Origin of the sequence: Actinomyces succiniciruminis (assembly GCF_900002405.1) — a bacterium.
Classification (GTDB): domain Bacteria; phylum Actinomycetota; class Actinomycetes; order Actinomycetales; family Actinomycetaceae; genus Actinomyces; species Actinomyces succiniciruminis.
In genome coordinates, this window is record NZ_LK995517.1 from 13374 (window position 1) to 28868 (window position 15495).

Genomic DNA, 15495 nt, shown 5'->3' on the forward strand with positions numbered 1-15495 from the left:
TCCGGAACCGCCGTGGCCGGAAACAGGGGGTTGGCTCAGTCCCCGGTGAACTCGGTGTAGGCGGACTCCAGTACGTCGAGGAATTCCTGAGGGGTGGACTTGCCGTCGAGAAGCTCTTGGAGCGCGTCCCCGAGGACCTGGTCGAAGGTGGGAGTCGCGTAATCGAGGTACGGGAGTACGTCACCGGTGGTGGTGAGCGTGTCGAAGGCGGTCATGACGTCGTTCGTCACGCTGGTGGTGTCCGTGGCGAACGCAGCCGTGTCGTTGACGGGCACGTTGCCGGTGTCCGCCAGCACCTGCATGGCGTCGGCGTTGGTGATGAAGTCGATGTATGCGGCGGCGATATTCGGCTCCTTCGCCGCCGAAGTGATGGCGAAGGGCAGACCGGTGCCGCCGGTGCTGGCGACCCTCCCGGTCTCGGACGACGCCGGGGGCAGCATGAAGACCACGTCTTCGCCGAGGACGTCGGCCAGATCCGGGGCCAGCCACGAGCCGGCCATCAGGTAGACGCCGGTGCCCTTGGCGAAGTCCTGCCAGACGGTGTCGTAGTCCAGGCCGTTGAACCCCTCGTTGAAGTAGCCCTGCTTCGCCCAGTCCTGCAGCTGCGTGGCGGCGGCCAGGTTCTCGTCGGTCACCCATGAGGCTCCGGCGTTCCCGAAGCCGAGGTCGCGAATCTGCGCCGCGGGGACGTGTGCCCCCTGGACGGGTCCGAAGACGTGCAGGGCCGGCCATTTCTCGACGTTGCCGAGCATGAGAGGAGTCTGGCCCGCGTCCTTGATCGTCTGGAGTTGGTCGACGAAGGCCTCCCAAGTGGTGGGCGGCTCCAGGCCGAGTGCTTGCAGTCGTGAGGGGGAGTAGTAGATGCCGACGGCCTCGCCCACCTGGGGCAGACCCCACAGTGACCCCTCTCCGAAGACAGTCCCGTCCGCCGAGTAGGAGGAGTAGGAGAGGATCGCGGGGCTGTAGCTCTGGTCCCAGCCGTAGGTACTGACCCAGGGGTCCAGACTGATGAGTTGGCCCGCGGGGACGAATTGGCCCATGGTGTTGCGGCCGTTGTTGGCCTGAACCACGTCCGGAGCGTCATCGCCCGTCAGCGCCAGGCGCAGCGTGGTCTGCAGGTCGTCGAAGGACTGTGAGACCCGGTTGATGGTTATGTTCGGGTATTTCTCCATGAAGGCGGCGTTGAGCCGCTCCATCTGCTCGTTCTGCCCGCCGCGGGTCTCCTGGTCCCAGACGGTGAGTGTCTGCTCGGGCAGACCGGAGATGTCGGTTGATACCTCGACGGCACTGGTGGAGGCTGTCGAGCCGCCTCTGCCTCCGGGGGCGCAGGCGGCCAGGAGCCCCAGGGCGGTGACGGTGGCGGATCCGATCAGGAGACGACGACGGGTGACTGAGGTCCGACCCATCGACGTTGATGGTGTGGTGCGGGGGCGCATCGGCCTTCTCCTTGTCTTGATGGTTGCGATCGTGTCGGTGATTACAGCCGGGTTGAGTGTTGGCGGGACTTGGGGGGATCTGCTGGGCGTTCCCGGTTATCCATGAGCTCCAGGAAGTCGGTGCTGAACCCCTCCGGCAGGGGCCTGGTGCGGACCAGCGCGGCCACCTGCGCCGGGGTGGGCGCGTTGAGTGATCCGCCCGGCCGCCCCAGGGTGGCGGCGGCCACCGCACAGGCCAGGGAGACGGCGGGGCGCAGCCCCAGATCATGCAGGTACGCCCACACCAGTCCGGAGGTGAAGGCGTCCCCGGCGCCGGTGGTGTCCACCACGGGCACGTCCAGGGCCGGCAGTGTCAGCAGTTCCTCCCCATCGCAGGCGACCACGCCGTCGGCCCCACAGGTGACCACCACGACGGGCACCCGCTCGGCCAGTGCCCGGGCGGCCTCGGCGGCGGTACCTGCCCGCGTGTAGTGGAGTGCCTCGGACTCGTTGGGGGTGAACACGTCCACAAGATCCAGCGGGGCGAGGTCCTCCTCACTCCAGCGTCCGGTCGGGTCCCAGCCGGTGTCGCCGAAGACCATGGTGGGTTCTGGGCCGTAGCGCCAGCGGGAGACGGCCTCCCGACCCGTGCGAATCGCACCCAGATCCGCCACGAGCGCCGTCGGTGCCGGCCAGCCCGACACCGGGACGGGCACCGTGTCCTCCCCACAGGTGGTAAGGGCGCGGTCGCCGTCCAGGGCCAGGGATACGGTGACATTCTGTCGCCGGGTGTGCTCGGCCCGGGACAGATCCACCCCCTCGGCCTCAAGCATGTCGGTGACGAGTCGCCCGGGCGGATCCGTCCCCAGGTACGTGCACAGTCCGGTCGGCAGGCCGAGGCGCGCCAGGGTGACCGCCTGATTGGCGGCGCCTCCCGGCATGAGGGCGCAGTCCTCGACCCGCTGCTCCTCCCCGGGGACGGTCGCATGCGTGAGTCCGCTCATGACGACGTCGAGGAAGGAGGGGCCGATGACGAGGACCGGTCGAGCGGGGGTGGCGGGTGTTGCGCGATGCGGCATGTGACCTCCTCGTCAGACGCACAGATTGCTGCGACGTGCACCACTATACGTGAAGTTGCGTGAAGCTGCGCAATCTTGCGCACAATTGATGCCAATGCGATAGACTGCTCCCATGTTGGCTCAGCAGCGTCGTTCGGCGATCGTGGAGATGGTGAAGGAGAGCGGCGGTGTCTCGGTCGCCGATCTGGCCCGGGCGCTGGAGGTGTCCGCCTCCACCATCCGCCGCGACCTGAACGCACTGGGCCGCGAGGGCAGGCTCCAGCGAGTGCGCGGCGGAGGCACGATCGAGGCGGACGCCCAACCCTTCGCCCACGTCGCCGCCCGGGCGGCCGGGGAGAAGGACCGCGTCGGTGCAACGGCCGCAGGGCTCGTACGCGATCGGGACGTCGTCCTCATCGACATCGGCACCACGGGCGCCGCCGTCGCCCGGCACCTGCGGGGACGGGACGTCACCGTCGTGACCGCGTCCCTCGCCGTCGTCGACGTGCTGCGGGAGGACCGGCACGTGGAACTGATCGTGCTGGGCGGGGTGCTGCGCCCCTCCTACCTGTCTCTGGTGGGCGGGCTGACCGAGAACGCCCTGGCCCAGATCAGCGCCGACATCGCCTTCATGGGTACCTCCGGCGTGCGGGCGGACGGCACGGTCATGGACTCCACCGGCATCGAGGTGCCGGTCAAGCGCGCGCTTCGGGCCGCGGCCGAGCGCACCTGCCTGGTGACCACGGCCGACAAGTTCCCCGGGGCCGGGCTGCTGCCGGTGTGCCCCATCAACGAACTCGAAGTCGTCATAACCACCGCCGCTCCCGGCACCGCCCCGCTGCCGGACCTGGCGGGCACAGCTACGGAGGTGCTGTTCGCATGAAACTGCTCATCGTCGGCGGCGGCGGGTTCCGCGTGCCCCAGGTGATGGAGGTACTGGCGGCCGCTCGGGCGGGCTCCGGCACCCACCCGGGGCTGGTGGTGGATGAGGTGTGCCTGTACGACGTCTCCCCGCGGCGCCTGGACGCCATGCGCGCCGTACTGGCCGACCTCGGCTTCCCGCACGCACCCGCGCTGACATCCACCACGCAACTGGAGGAGGCGGTGCGGGGGGCCGACTTCATCTTCTCCGCCATGCGAGAGGGCGGCACCCACGGGCGCGTGCTGGACGAGCTCGTCGCCCTGGAGCAGGGCGTGCTCGGGCAGGAGACCGTGGGCGCCGGCGGCTACGCCTACGCCTTCCGCACCATCCCGGCGGCCATGGAGCTGGCCCGCACCGTCCGCGACCTCGCCCCCGAGGCGTGGGTCATCAACTTCACCAACCCCGCCGGCATCATCACCCAGGCCATGCGCACGGTGCTGGGCGGGCGCGTCGTCGGCATCTGCGACACCCCCATCGGGCTGGTGCGGCGGGCGACGACGGCGGTCGGCGAGGATGCCGCGCGCGCGTCCCGGGTCGGGCCGGGGGCGGGGATCGACTTCGACTATGTGGGCCTGAACCACCTGGGTTGGCTGCGCAGCCTTGTGGTTGACGGCCAGGACCGACTGCCCGGTCTGCTCGCCGATGACACCGCTCTGGACCACATGGAGGAGGCGCGCATCATCGGCTTCGACTGGGTGCGCGCGCTCGGGGTGCTGCCGAACGAATACCTCTTCTACTACTACCTGGGCCGGGAGTCGCTGGAGCGCATCCGCGCTGAGGCGGAGACCCGCGGCCAGTTCCTGGAGCGGAGGCAGGAGGAGTTCTACGACGCCGTCTCCGCCGATCCGCAGCGGGCGGGAGAGTTGTGGCGGCGCGCGCACGCCGAGCGCGAGGCCACGTATATGGCCGAGTCCCGCGACGCCGCCGACCGCGCCGGGCGCCGCGAGGAGGACATCGCCGGCGGCGGCTACCAGCAGGTGGCCCTCGACCTGATGACCGCCGTGCACACCGGCGTGCCCGCCCACATGATCCTCGACGTCGGTAACGCCGACGCGTGCTCCGCCGGAGGCGGCCTGCTGGTGCCCCAGCTGCGCGAGGACGCCGTGGTGGAGGTGCCGTGCATCGTCGACGGCGACGGCGTGCACCCGCAGCGGGTGGGGGCGCTCGCGGGCGCCGAGCTCGGGCTGGTGGCTACGGTCAAGGGCTGCGAGGAGCTGGTCATCGACGCCGCGCTCAGCGGGGACGAGACCCTGGCCTGGCGTGCGCTGGCCGGTCATCCGCTCATCGACTCAGTAAACGTTGCGCGCCGCGTGCTGAACGGCTACCTGGAGCGCAACCCCCTGGTGGCCAGAACGTTCGGGCGGTGAGGGTTGGGCTCAGTGCGTCTGTGAAGTGCGGCTAGACGTGCGGTCCCCGTGCCGCTCATCGCTCATCAACCAGGTTTTCGGGGTGGGTTGGAAAGAGTGACGTGCTCACGCGCAGGCTGCGCCGTCAGTGGCGTCCTCACTCTAGAGAGTGAGGTTCTCACTGAAGACGTCCGGATTGTCCGGTTTGCGGGTTGGTGCGTTGGCGACGAGTCCTACGGACATCGAAGGGGCGGTATAGCCGTCGAGGACGCGGGGTAGCCGTCGAGGACGCATGCCCGGAGCGCGTTCTCGACAGCGGGGGAGCGTTCTCGGCGTTGGACCCGCGTCCTGGGCGGCTCGACCGCGTTGTGGGCCGGCTGCTCGCGAGTTCGAGGCAGGCCCGACGGGGGTCCACCGTCCACACCGTCGTCCACGTCCGCCGGGTGCCTGATCGGCGGTGTCAGTGGGTGGTGCGCCTGCGCCGCTGCCCGCCGCAGCCGACGCGCACGCGTCACTCGCCGAGGCTGTACGAACAGCACGCCCCAAACAGGAATCCCCAGACATCCAGGTTGAGAGCATCATCGTGAGTGCGAAGTGGGCGATAATCGGCGCCCTTACCAGGGGATGCCTGCAGGGTGTTGCCCGCTCGGGATGTGTTTTGGCCGGTGGGGCCGGGTTGTCTCTCCCGGCCCCACCGGCCTTGGCGGTGAGGTGGCCGCGTCCGGGGGTTCCCACATCCCCGGGGGCTCTGCCTCCTTCGCCGGAGCGTACCGGCGCGGGCTCCCATGTACCCGGCCTGGTTCTCGGTGGCGGTTCGGTCTTCGGGGTCCCCAACCCTCGCGACCCGCACCGTCCAGCGGCAGGAACCATGTAACTCGTCCCGCCTGGACGATCACCCCCAACCCCCCCTGAGAAAGTCCGGGGAAGCTCGGCCGTCCGGGGTCGGTCCTGGTGTAACGGTCCCGTGGGTCGCCCCGTGGTGCTGGGTGGGCGTGCTTGGGCGGGCGTGCTGCGAGCCTTTGCCCTCTGTTGCGATGTTTTGCACCCTGGTGCACGGCGAATTGCCGTGCACCAGGGTGCAAAAGCTCGTGGTAGAGCCTTGAGACCGTGTCATAGGCCGGCGGCGGCAGTGTTCCCGCCGTCGTCCACTTATGACCTCCGGTTCGCGGCCTCCTGCTCACGCGTGCTGGACGACGGCGCCAGCTCGGAGCGGGCCGCCCGCGGATCGCGGCCCCGCAGCCGGTTGATGTAGCGCTGGTACCAGGCCAGTGCCAGACCGAGGAACACGACCACGCCGCCCACGTTGTACACCAGCGTCAGCCACAGCGGCTGATCCAGCGGCGTCGTGCCGGCGATGAACACGAAGGCGAACACGGCCAGCAGGAACACCGCCACCGCCAGCCCCACCGGCCGCGAGCCCATGCGGAACTCCCGGGGCGCGGCGTCGTAACGCAGGCGCAGCACCAGGTAGGCCAGCAGGATCAGCAGCGGCGGGATGAGCGCCGTGGCCGCGGTCATGTTGATGACGATGCCCAGCAGGTCGTCGATGTTGCTCGATCCCAGCGCCGGGATGATCAGGATCGGCACCACGATGGCGAACTGCAGCCAGGCCGCCCGCCACGGAATGCCCTGCTCATTGAGCTCGACGAGCTTCCCTCCGAACACGCCCCGGGGGATCTCGGAGAAGAAGATCTTCACCGGCGTCGAGGTCCACATCAGCAGCGAGCCGAGCGTGGCCGCGAGCAGCACCAGCCCCACCACCCGGAAGGTGAGCGCCGCCGGCACCCCGAAGTGCTCGCCGACCGCTCCCATCACCACGAACAGGCCGTTGGAGTAGTCCAGGCCGCCCGTCGGCACGAACACGTTCATCAGCAGCGAGGCCACCGCGTACAGCAGGCCGATCATCAGCCCGGCGGCCACGATCGTGCGCACGAATGCCTTCACGCCGCCGCGCAGGTCGTTGAGGAACACGCCCACCGACTCCGCGCCGCCCACGCCCTGGATGATCCAGGCCAATGTCCCCAAGAACGCCCAGGTGGTGGCGAAGGAGGATGTGTCCGGACGCAGTGCCCGCAGCGTAATGGGGGAGGCCGGTTCCACTCCGCCGATCAGGGCCGCCAGTGAGGCGACGATGAACACGCCCGTGAGCGCCAGCACCGCCGACGCGCCGATCGAGGTGACGGTGCCGATCCACTTCGCGCCCTTGGTGGACACCCAGGTGGCCACCGCGAAGATCGCGATCGACAGCACCGTGATCAGCCACGGTGACATCTCCCTGTCCCCGCCGGTGAGCAGGTAGGAGGTGAACACCAGGATCAGCGGCAGCAGGGAGGCAAAGTAGAACAGGTTGACGAACCAGTAGCAGAACGCCGTCATGAAGGCCCAGCGCCCGCCCATGGAGGTCTTCACCCACTGGTAGACGCCGGACTCCGAGGAGCGGTTCATGGCCACGAACTCGGCGATGATGAGGGTGAACGGAACGAAGTACAGCAGCGTGGCCAGGAAGAAGGCCGGCGCCGAGGCCAGGCCGATCGCAACGTTGTTGTTGATGACGTTGCGGATGTTGAAGACGGCGGAGACCGTCATGGTCAGCAGCGCGAACTGGCCGATCCGCGCCCGAGTTTCAGAAGACGAAGACATGGTGCAGTCCCTTGTTCATGTGGATAAGTGCGGCCCCACGGCGTTACTCGCGTCTCAGGCGGGTCCACTGGCGACGACGAGGAGGTGTCCCCTCGCCGCGGCGTCCGGGCCGTCGGCGTGACCAGGAGGTCGCGGCCGGAGCCGCGCCGCAGGAAAAGCGTGGGGTTTGCGGTTGATAGGACGGTGGATGCACGGCGCCGACGGCGCCTCGGTTCGGTTACTTGTTGGGGAAGGAGGCCTCCTCGACGGTGACGCGGATGATGGCGGCCTCGCCGCTGCCGGGAAGCAGCCGGAACGCCTCGGAGACGTCGACCACGCCGATCCCCCCGGCGGGCACGGTCACCGTGCGCAGCGTCTCGGCGGCCTCGTGCACCTCCCGGTCGGTGAGGTCGTCATAGGGGGTGCGCACGGGGGCGACGGCGACCGGCGCCACCTGCACGGTCAGATCGGCGTCGACGGCGTGCAGCACGTTCAGGTAGCGGCGCGAGGTGACCAGGCCGTCACCGGCGTCCCAGGCGGCCAGCAGGTGGGCGGCCGAGTCCCTCCAGTAGGTCAGGGAGTCGCCCACCGAGTACGCCACTGCGGGCCGGATTGCCGGTAGGTGGTCGATCGCCTGGCAGACCCGCCGCCACTTCTTGACGGCGCCGCGCTCGCGGGCGAGTGAGTCGAGATCGGGGAAGAGCCGCATCGGTTCACGCTCCTGTTCCGGGGGTTGCGGGGGTTGTGGAGGACTCGGTTGCTGTGCCCGTCCCGGGCAGGCCGGATGCGGACTCGCCGGCCCCTCCGGTCGGAGCCGCCCCGTCGGCGTCGCCGCCGTCCAGGGGGATCAGGTCGAAGGCGAAGGAGAAGTCCTCCAACCGGGTCCGGTAGGCCTCCAGCACCTCCGAGCCCCACGAGTTGGATCCGAGCCCGAGTACACGGTGGTTGACGTTGACGGTCACGTTCTCCCGGGGCACCAGATCGGTACGGTGGCGGGCGGCGTCGATGTCTTGGCACGTCCAAGGCCACACCGAGAAGTCGAAGTCCTCCGGCGGCTCGCAGGCGCCAGGCAGCGGGGTGCGGGCCAAGGCCAGGCCCGCGCCGTTGGTGTCGGTGAGCGTCAGCCAGCGCACCCCGCCCCGGTTGGCGCAGTCCTGCGGCACCACGTAGGGGGTCTGCATCTCCTCCACGGCGGCGCTCCAGCGGCCCACGACGGCGGCCGTGCGGGAGTCGGGGTAGTTCTCACCCGGGCCCAGCCCCAGCCACTCGACCGTCCGGGCGTAGCCGGGGGCCTCCAAGGTGAGGCCGATGCGCGGAATGATGTCGTGGTAGTCGCCCCAGGCGCGACCGACGGCGCCGACGCTCACCGTGGAGCCGGTGACCGTGTAGCTCAGGTCCACCTCGAAGCCCAGCGCCTGCGCGGGCGGACCGATGATTTGCGCCACCTCCACGACAACGGCGTCCCCCTCCCGCCGCAGCACCACCGACCGGGTGGAGGTCTGCATCAGTTGCAGGTGGCGGTCGGACCACAGCGCGTCGAACTCCTGCTGGTGGTTGTCGATCAGCGGCGTCCAGAAGCCGACGGCGGGCGGCGCCGCCAGCACCCGTCTGTCGCCGCGCACCCAGGAGGTCAGGGCGCCGGTGACAATGTCGAAGCGGAGCTCCTGCTCCACTCCGAAGATGACGAGCTCGTCGTCATTCGCCCGCACCTCCATCCGGGAGGTCGGAGTGCGCAGATGTGCGGCGGCGTCGGGGCCGGCGTCGTCGGCGACGACGAACTGGTACACGCCCAGCTCATATCCCTCTGGCGCCCAGGGCGGGCGGGCTGTGGAGCGCACACGCACCCGCAGGTGGGTCAGACGCCCCGCCTCGACATCCACCGGCAGAACCTGGCGCATCTCCTGCTGCGGTGCCAGCGGCCCCGGCGCGAGACGACCCAGCGGCTCGGCGACGCCGTCGACGACCCGCTCCAGGTCCAGGACCACGTCGGAGGCGTCGGTGAAGAACCGGCCGTTGCGCACCCGCAGCTCGCCCTCCTCCCAAACCACGCCGATCGGGCAGATCACCTGCTTGTACTCGGCCAGGCCCGGGCTCGGCTCCTGCCAGGGGAAGACGAGCCCGTCGATGCAGAAGTTGGAGTTATGCGGGTAGTCGCCGTGATCGCCGCCATAGGAGTGGTACTCGCGGCCGTCCGCGGTCTGGGCCACCAGCCCCTGGTCACACCACTCCCAGATGAACTGGCCCTGGATCGAGTCCCAGCGGTCGATGACCCTCTGATACTCCGCCAGGCCGCCGGGGCCGTTGCCCATGGCGTGGCCGTACTCGCACAGGATGCGCGGCTTGGGGTGCGGGTGCTCGCCGAAGTCGTTCATCTGCGACACGCGCGAGTACATGGTGGAGACCAGGTCCACGCATTCGGCGTCCCGGTCCTCCTCGTAGTGCACCGGCCGCGCATCCAGCTGCTTGCAGCGGGCGTACATGGCGCGGATGTTGCAGCCGAAGCCGGATTCGTTGCCCAGCGACCAGGCCACGACGCAGGCGTGGTTGCGCTCCTGGATCACCAGCCGCTCGATGCGGTCCACGAAGGTCGGCTCCCAGGCGGGGTCATCGGTGATGCGGGCGATGTCGCCGGTGTTCTCGAAGCCGTGGGTCTCCAGGTCGGTCTCTGCCAGCACCAGCAGGCCCAGTTCGTCGCACATCTCGTAGAAGCGCGGGTCGTTGGGGTAGTGGGAGGTGCGCACCGCATTGATGTTGTGCAGCTTCATCAGCTCCAGGTCGCGGCGCACCCGTGCCATGCCGACGGCCCGGCCGCGGCGGTCGTCGTGGTCGTGCCGGTTGACCCCGCGCATCTTGAAGTAGGTGCCGTTGAGCAGCAGGCGCCCGTCCACGATGCTCACCTCCGCCAGGCCCAGGCGGTGCGGCACGGTTTCGGCGACGGCGCCGTCGGCGTCGTGCACGGAGATGACCAGGTCGTACAGGACGGGGGACTCCGGGCTCCAGGTGTGCGCCTCGGGCACGTGCAGGACGCAGGGGGCGGCGTCGGTGGCCGTGCCATGCAGCGGCGTCCCGTCCGGACCGGTCAGGCTCAGGCGGACGTCGCGGGCGGCACGGGTGCGCACGGCCACCGTGACGTCGGCGCCGCCGTCGTCGGTCAGGTGCGTGGTGACGTGGAAGTCCTCCAGTCGTGCGGCCGGGCGGACCGTCAGGTAGACGTCGCGGAAGATCCCCGACGCCCACCACATGTCCTGGTCCTCCACATAGGTGCCGTCGCTGAACTGGAGGACCTTGACGGTAAGCAGGTTGGCGCGCCGGGTCAGCAGCTCGGTCACGTCGAACTCGGCGCTGAGCCGGGAGCCCTTGGTCATGCCGACGAAGGCGCCGTTGAGGTAGATCTCCGCGTAGGAGTCGACCCCGTCCAGGCGCAACACCGCCTGCTCGCCCGGGGCCAGAACGGGTCGGAGCAGTTCGCGCTGGTACACGCCCGTCGGATTGCGCGAGGGGACTTCCGGCTGCCTGACCGGGAAGGGGAACCCCTCGTCGGTGTACTGCAGGGGACCGTGCCCGTCCACCTGCCACAGGTGAGGGACGCGCACCCGTCCCCATTCGGGATGGGGTACGGCCAGGTGCTCGGCCCGCACCCGGCGGGGGGAGTCGAACAGGCGGAAGAACCACAGACCGCTCAGATCCGTGAATCCCCGGGAACGCGCCCGGTCCCGGGTGGCGGCCGCCTCGGGGGAGTCGTATCCGAAGAAGTAGGCCCGTGCCGGCAGACGGTGCCGATGGGGCAGGCCCGGGTTCTCCCAGTCATTCGCATGCGCCATTGACGTGCTCCTTGAGATGTGGAACCGCTTCCACGCTATTGTGGAAGCGGTTCCACAATGTAGGGCGTCCCGCCCGCCGATGCAAGTGGGATGCAAGAATCGAGATGTTCTAGCAGGATGGGCCCGTGACTTCTCCGGGCAGGCGCGTGACCATCGCCGACGTCGCCCGCGCCGCGGGCGTGGCGCCGTCTACGGTTTCGCGCGCGCTGAACGGTTCCCCCAAGTGCAAGCCGGCCACGCGCGAGCGCGTCATGCGCGCCGTGGAGCAGACGGGCTTCGTCGTCAACCGGCGGGGGCGAGCGCTGGCCGTGGGCCGCTCGGAGGCGATCGCCCTGCTGTTCACCGACCCCTTCGCCGAACTGTTCACCGACCCCACCTATGCGCGATTGTGCGATGGGATCGTCTCGCGACTCACGGACGGGCCCAACCTGCCGATGATCCTGGAGGCGGCCACGCCTGCGGAGCGTGAACGTGTGCTTGAGCATGTCGGGCGGGGCGCCGTGGACGCCGTCATCGTCATCACGCCTTATGCGGGCCGTGAGTTGCTGGACCGACTCGCCGAACTGTCGGTGCCGGTGGTGCTGTGCGGCCAATTGGAGGGCGACCCGTACCGAGGGGTCTTCTCCACGGTCTACTCCGACGACGTCATAGGCGCCGCTCTGGCCGCCCGGGCGCTGGAGGAGGTGGGACGAGAAGCGCCTGTCAGCGTCATGGGTCCGGCCGACAACCCCGCCTCCGTCGATCGTATCCGCGGCTACCGGCGCGTACTCGGCTCCCGCCTGGGTGATGAACGGGTTGTCCACACCGGCTGGGACCAGCTCAGTGGACATCGGGCCATGCGCCGTCTACTGGCCTCCGGCATTGAGTTCGACGCAGTGCTGGCGGGATCGGACCGCATCGCGGTCGGGGCCATCGAGGCCCTGCGGGAGGCCGGACGGGAGGTGCCCGGTGAGGTGTCGGTGGTCGGATTCGACGATCACCCCCTGGCAGCTCAGTATGAGCCGGCGATCACCACGGTGCATCAGCCGCTGCGGGAGGAGGGGGAGCGCGCCGCCGAGCTGGCAGTGGACATGATTGACGGCGCGGAGCCCCAGACGGTGGTCATGGACATGTACCTGGTGGAGCGGGACACGGTGTGAGGCCGGCCAGGTGGGGCCGGGTTGTCTCTCCCGGCCCCACCGGCCCGTGGCGTCGAGGGGAGCCGCCCCGGGGTTCCCACATCCCGGTGGCTCACGCCTCCTTCGCCGGAGCGGAACGGCGCGGGCTCCCATGTACCCGGCCTGTCCTCGGTGATAGGTCGGTCGTCGGGCTCCCCAACCCTCGCGACCCGCACCGTCCGGCGGCAGGACTCATATAACCCGGCCCACCTGGACGATCACCCCCAACAGACCTTGGAAAACGCGGGGAAATTCGGCCGTCCGGCGCCGACGCCGGTGCATGGCCCGTGGGTATCCCCGGTGCTGGGCGGGTGTGCTGCGAACCTTTGCCCTCTGCTGCGACGTTTTGCACCCTGGTGTATGGCAAATACCCGCACACCAGGGTGCAAAAGCTCGTAGCAGGCGCGCGCCTCTCTGCCGCGGCGCGGACGGTGCTCCCCATGGCCCTGGCCACGCCCGAGCCGTTAGTGTGCGGTCAGCATTCCCCGGAGGTACCCGTGTCCGACCTGATCGTCCGCTGGGGCGGCCTGCGCGCCGTCGCCGCCCTTACCGTCAAGTCTCTACTCATCGTCGTGCTCGGCGTGATCGTGCCGCTGTGCGCACTGGACCCCTTCGGCGCCACCCACACCCCGGCGGTCGAGATCCACGACGAGGCCGAGGCGGTCGACGACGACGCCCTCCGGTCCGCCCTGGAGGACATCGGCTTCCGCCGGGACATCCGCCTGGCCGTGTTCACGACGGACGACGTTGACCCCTACGCCAGTTCCGACACCGTCTTCAACGACGCCGTCCTCGGCTATGCCCTGAATGAGCAGCCGTCGTGGATCTCCACCGCGGACCCCGACGTCTGGGCCGACGGGTTGGTCATCCTCGCCGTGTCCCCACAGGGGCGGTGGGTCGGCTGCTACTTCGGCGAGGACGTCAAGGTCGACCTGCGCACTCAGCAGAAGATCCAGGACTCAGCCAAGGGCTCCTTCCGCATGTCGCAGTGGGAGGCAGGGCTGGAGGCCATGGCGAAGCGCACCGCCGACTCGCTCGGCAAGCCGATCGCGTCCACGGAGGTGGCGCTGCTCGTGGCGTTCATGGGCCTGGCCGCCGCCCTTGCGGTGCTGGCGTGGATGTTCTGGTCCCGCCGCGTGGCGCGCGACGCCTACAAGCAGGCCCGTCGTCACTTCACTCAGGTCACCACCGACTACGACGCCACCCAGATCCGTGCCGGCACCATCCCCGCCGACAACGCCCACGGCGCCCAGGTGCTGGCCCGCTTCGCCTGGTTCGAAGAGCGCTACGCGGAACTGGTGCGCCTCTTCAGCGACTTCGGTTCCCCGCGCGGCGCCCAGTGGTTCATGGGCAGCCGTCGGCGGTGCGCCCAGAAGCTGGCCGCCAGTGCCAAGGAACTCGACAGGGTCGACGACCTCATTGCCTCCGCCTCCACCTTCCTCACCCTGGGCCCCGGCTGGGAGGAGGTGTGGGAGAACGAGCAGGGGCCGGTGCGCGAGGATCTCGGCTCCTACGCCGCGCTGTGCGCCTCCGTCGCCTTCAGCACGCAACGGGCCAAGGTGAGTTTCGATGTCGCGCCGGACCGCGATCTGGTCCGGGAACGCCGTGACCGGCTGGCGGCCATGACGAGCGAGCTGGTCTCCGGGGACCTGACGCCGTTGGCGGCCCTGGACGAGCTCGACGCCATGGACTTGGACGTTCACCACCGCTGCGGCGACCTGGCCTGGCGGGCGCTGGCGGCGGACACCTCCAGTACGGGCCGCAAGCGGCTGGCCCGCTATGAGAAGGACTACGCGCAAGGTAAGTACGCCGGCGAGAGCGCCGACTATCAGGGCTGGTGGTCCTCCTCGGCGCGCAGCGAGCGCCACCACTACGACCCGGCCACCACCATCCGCATCAACTCCAAGTCGGTGGGCCTGGACGCCCCGGGCCTGTCGGTGGGCCTGGACGCCCCGGGCCTGTACGACGGGCTGTGCGCCGATCAGGTGCCCATGACGTGGGGGCGTACGGCGCGAACTGGCCGTACTCGGGGTCCGGCGCCTCCGGCGTCGGCGCGGTGCCGCTGTTCTCCCGGCCCGTCGACGGCCTGGTCACCGGCTACAGCAATATCGCGTCCCCCTCGTCCAGTTCCTCCTCCGGCGGGTCCGGCTCCTCGAGCGGCTTCGGCGGCGGCAGCTTCTCCGGTTCCGGCTCCAGCTCTCACTTCTGAGGCGAACGACGGCGCTGCGCGGCCGGCCGGGGGCGCGTGGAGCCGGCCGCCTTCGGTACAGGCGCAGTCCGCGACCGGCGGTTGCCTCGGCGCGCCGCGGTCCGCCGCCCGTGGCTGGTCCCACCCGGTAGGCTGGCGCGCATGTCGAAGAAGAACCGCCAGCGGCGTCGCGACGGCGACCGCAAGGCCGCCAAGAAGCAGCAGATCCCCTTCGTGGCTCGCCCCTTCGCCGGGCTGCCCGCCGAGCCGGACCTGGTGGCGATGATGCAGATCATCCCCGCCGCCTCCATGACGGTGCGCCTGGATGCCGACCACGGCGGCCAGGAGGTCCAGCTGGTCACGCTCCTGCCCGAACTGGCCCGCTCCCTCAAGCGCGCCGACGGCCGGGTGCTCGTGGCCATGCAGACCACCGTCCGCTCCGGGGACGCCAGCCGAGACGTGGCCGCCGCCCTGCTGGAGGCTCTCGATCTCGAACCCGGCACCGGCCTCGCGCCCAGCGGCCTGCCCGAGCCGGGTGAGCGCCTCCAGGACATCCTCGACCCCGACTTCACCCCCAGCATCGACGTGCGCGAGTCCTTCGACTTCTGGCTCACCGCCGAGCAGGCCGAGGAACCCGAGGCGCTCCGGATCGTGGAGGACGCCAAGGAGGGGATCGCCCCCACCGTGCCGGTGCCCGGCGTCGAGCACGCCTACTGGTGCCGCATGAACGGCAAGGAGTTCGTCCGCTGGGTGCGCGGCGAGGACGAGGACGCCTTCTTCAACGCCTTCGCCCGGATCCACGCCGCCCGCGAGTCCGACCTGGAGGAGGGCGCCCGCTTCCTCGGCGCCTTCCGCGCCTGCGGCCTGGCCATCCCCGTGTGGGAGCTCGTGCCCGGCACCGAGGCCGAGGAACTCACCGAGCCCATGCGGGCCATGGCGCAGCGGCTCGAGGCCGCCCTCGCCGACGAC

The 15495-nt window shown here is 69.8% G+C and carries 9 protein-coding genes and 1 pseudogene; 5 read left to right on the forward strand and 5 right to left on the reverse strand.

Translation table 11 applies throughout. From position 1 onward, the window contains the following. Window positions 1-35: 35 nt before the first annotated feature. Window positions 36-1406 carry an ABC transporter substrate-binding protein gene (locus BN1056_RS09200; protein ID WP_244671617.1) on the reverse strand — a complete coding sequence of 457 codons (1371 nt, stop codon included), beginning with the start codon at window positions 1404-1406 and terminating at the stop codon, window positions 36-38. Window positions 1407-1477: 71 nt separating this feature from the next. After that, on the reverse strand, window positions 1478-2494 hold the full coding sequence (locus BN1056_RS09205; protein ID WP_210580578.1) for a carbohydrate kinase family protein: 1017 nt from the start codon (window positions 2492-2494) through the stop codon (window positions 1478-1480). 112 nt (window positions 2495-2606) lie between these two features. Here BN1056_RS09205 and BN1056_RS09210 point away from each other — a divergent pair, with 112 nt between their 5' ends. Continuing rightward, window positions 2607-3356, forward strand: a complete 750-nt coding sequence (locus BN1056_RS09210; protein ID WP_210580581.1) for a DeoR/GlpR family DNA-binding transcription regulator — start codon at window positions 2607-2609, stop codon at window positions 3354-3356. Then, window positions 3353-4762 carry a family 4 glycosyl hydrolase gene (locus tag BN1056_RS09215; protein ID WP_210580582.1) on the forward strand — a complete coding sequence of 470 codons (1410 nt, stop codon included), beginning with the start codon at window positions 3353-3355 and terminating at the stop codon, window positions 4760-4762. The genes BN1056_RS09210 and BN1056_RS09215 overlap by 4 nt, the downstream gene beginning before the upstream one ends. A 1128-nt stretch (window positions 4763-5890) precedes the next feature. On the opposite strand, the gene BN1056_RS09220 is transcribed toward BN1056_RS09215, so the two are convergent. The 3 genes from BN1056_RS09220 to BN1056_RS09230 all read right to left on the reverse strand — a co-directional run bounded on the left by BN1056_RS09220 (window position 5891) and on the right by BN1056_RS09230 (window position 11181). Continuing rightward, window positions 5891-7381, reverse strand: a complete 1491-nt coding sequence (locus tag BN1056_RS09220; protein WP_073329421.1) for an amino acid permease — start codon at window positions 7379-7381, stop codon at window positions 5891-5893. A 217-nt stretch (window positions 7382-7598) separates the two neighbouring features. After that, a complete protein-coding gene (locus tag BN1056_RS09225) occupies window positions 7599-8069 on the reverse strand; it encodes a NanQ anomerase/TabA/YiaL family protein (protein WP_108965406.1) in 471 nt (156 codons plus the stop codon). Window positions 8070-8073: 4 nt separating this feature from the next. Beyond that, window positions 8074-11181: a glycoside hydrolase family 2 TIM barrel-domain containing protein gene (locus BN1056_RS09230; protein WP_210580584.1), complete on the reverse strand. Its 3108-nt coding sequence runs from the start codon at window positions 11179-11181 to the stop codon at window positions 8074-8076. Between the two features lie 125 nt (window positions 11182-11306). On the opposite strand from BN1056_RS09230, the gene BN1056_RS09235 reads away from it, so the two are divergent. From BN1056_RS09235 to BN1056_RS09245, 3 genes and pseudogenes are all read left to right on the forward strand, one after another. After that, a complete protein-coding gene (locus BN1056_RS09235) occupies window positions 11307-12320 on the forward strand; it encodes a LacI family DNA-binding transcriptional regulator (RefSeq protein ID WP_210580586.1) in 1014 nt (337 codons plus the stop codon). A 458-nt stretch (window positions 12321-12778) separates the two neighbouring features. After that, window positions 12779-13957, forward strand: a pseudogene (locus BN1056_RS09240) (DUF5129 domain-containing protein); the annotation flags it as partial. A gap of 731 nt (window positions 13958-14688) precedes the next feature. Continuing rightward, on the forward strand, window positions 14689-15495 hold an 807-nt coding region (locus tag BN1056_RS09245), incomplete at its 3' end, for a DUF5926 family protein (RefSeq protein WP_210580588.1).

Excerpts from the sequence above, each read along its gene's own strand:
- BN1056_RS09200 (WP_244671617.1), bottom strand. The coding sequence starts at position 1,406 with ATGGGTCGGACCTCAGTCACCCGTCGTCGTCTCCTGATCGGATCCGCC.
- BN1056_RS09205 (WP_210580578.1), bottom strand. The coding sequence starts at position 2,494 with ATGCCGCATCGCGCAACACCCGCCACCCCCGCTCGACCGGTCCTCGTC.
- BN1056_RS09210 (WP_210580581.1), top strand. The coding sequence starts at position 2,607 with ATGTTGGCTCAGCAGCGTCGTTCGGCGATCGTGGAGATGGTGAAGGAG.
- BN1056_RS09215 (WP_210580582.1), top strand. The coding sequence starts at position 3,353 with ATGAAACTGCTCATCGTCGGCGGCGGCGGGTTCCGCGTGCCCCAGGTG.
- BN1056_RS09220 (WP_073329421.1), bottom strand. The coding sequence starts at position 7,381 with ATGTCTTCGTCTTCTGAAACTCGGGCGCGGATCGGCCAGTTCGCGCTG.
- BN1056_RS09225 (WP_108965406.1), bottom strand. The coding sequence starts at position 8,069 with ATGCGGCTCTTCCCCGATCTCGACTCACTCGCCCGCGAGCGCGGCGCC.
- BN1056_RS09230 (WP_210580584.1), bottom strand. The coding sequence starts at position 11,181 with ATGGCGCATGCGAATGACTGGGAGAACCCGGGCCTGCCCCATCGGCAC.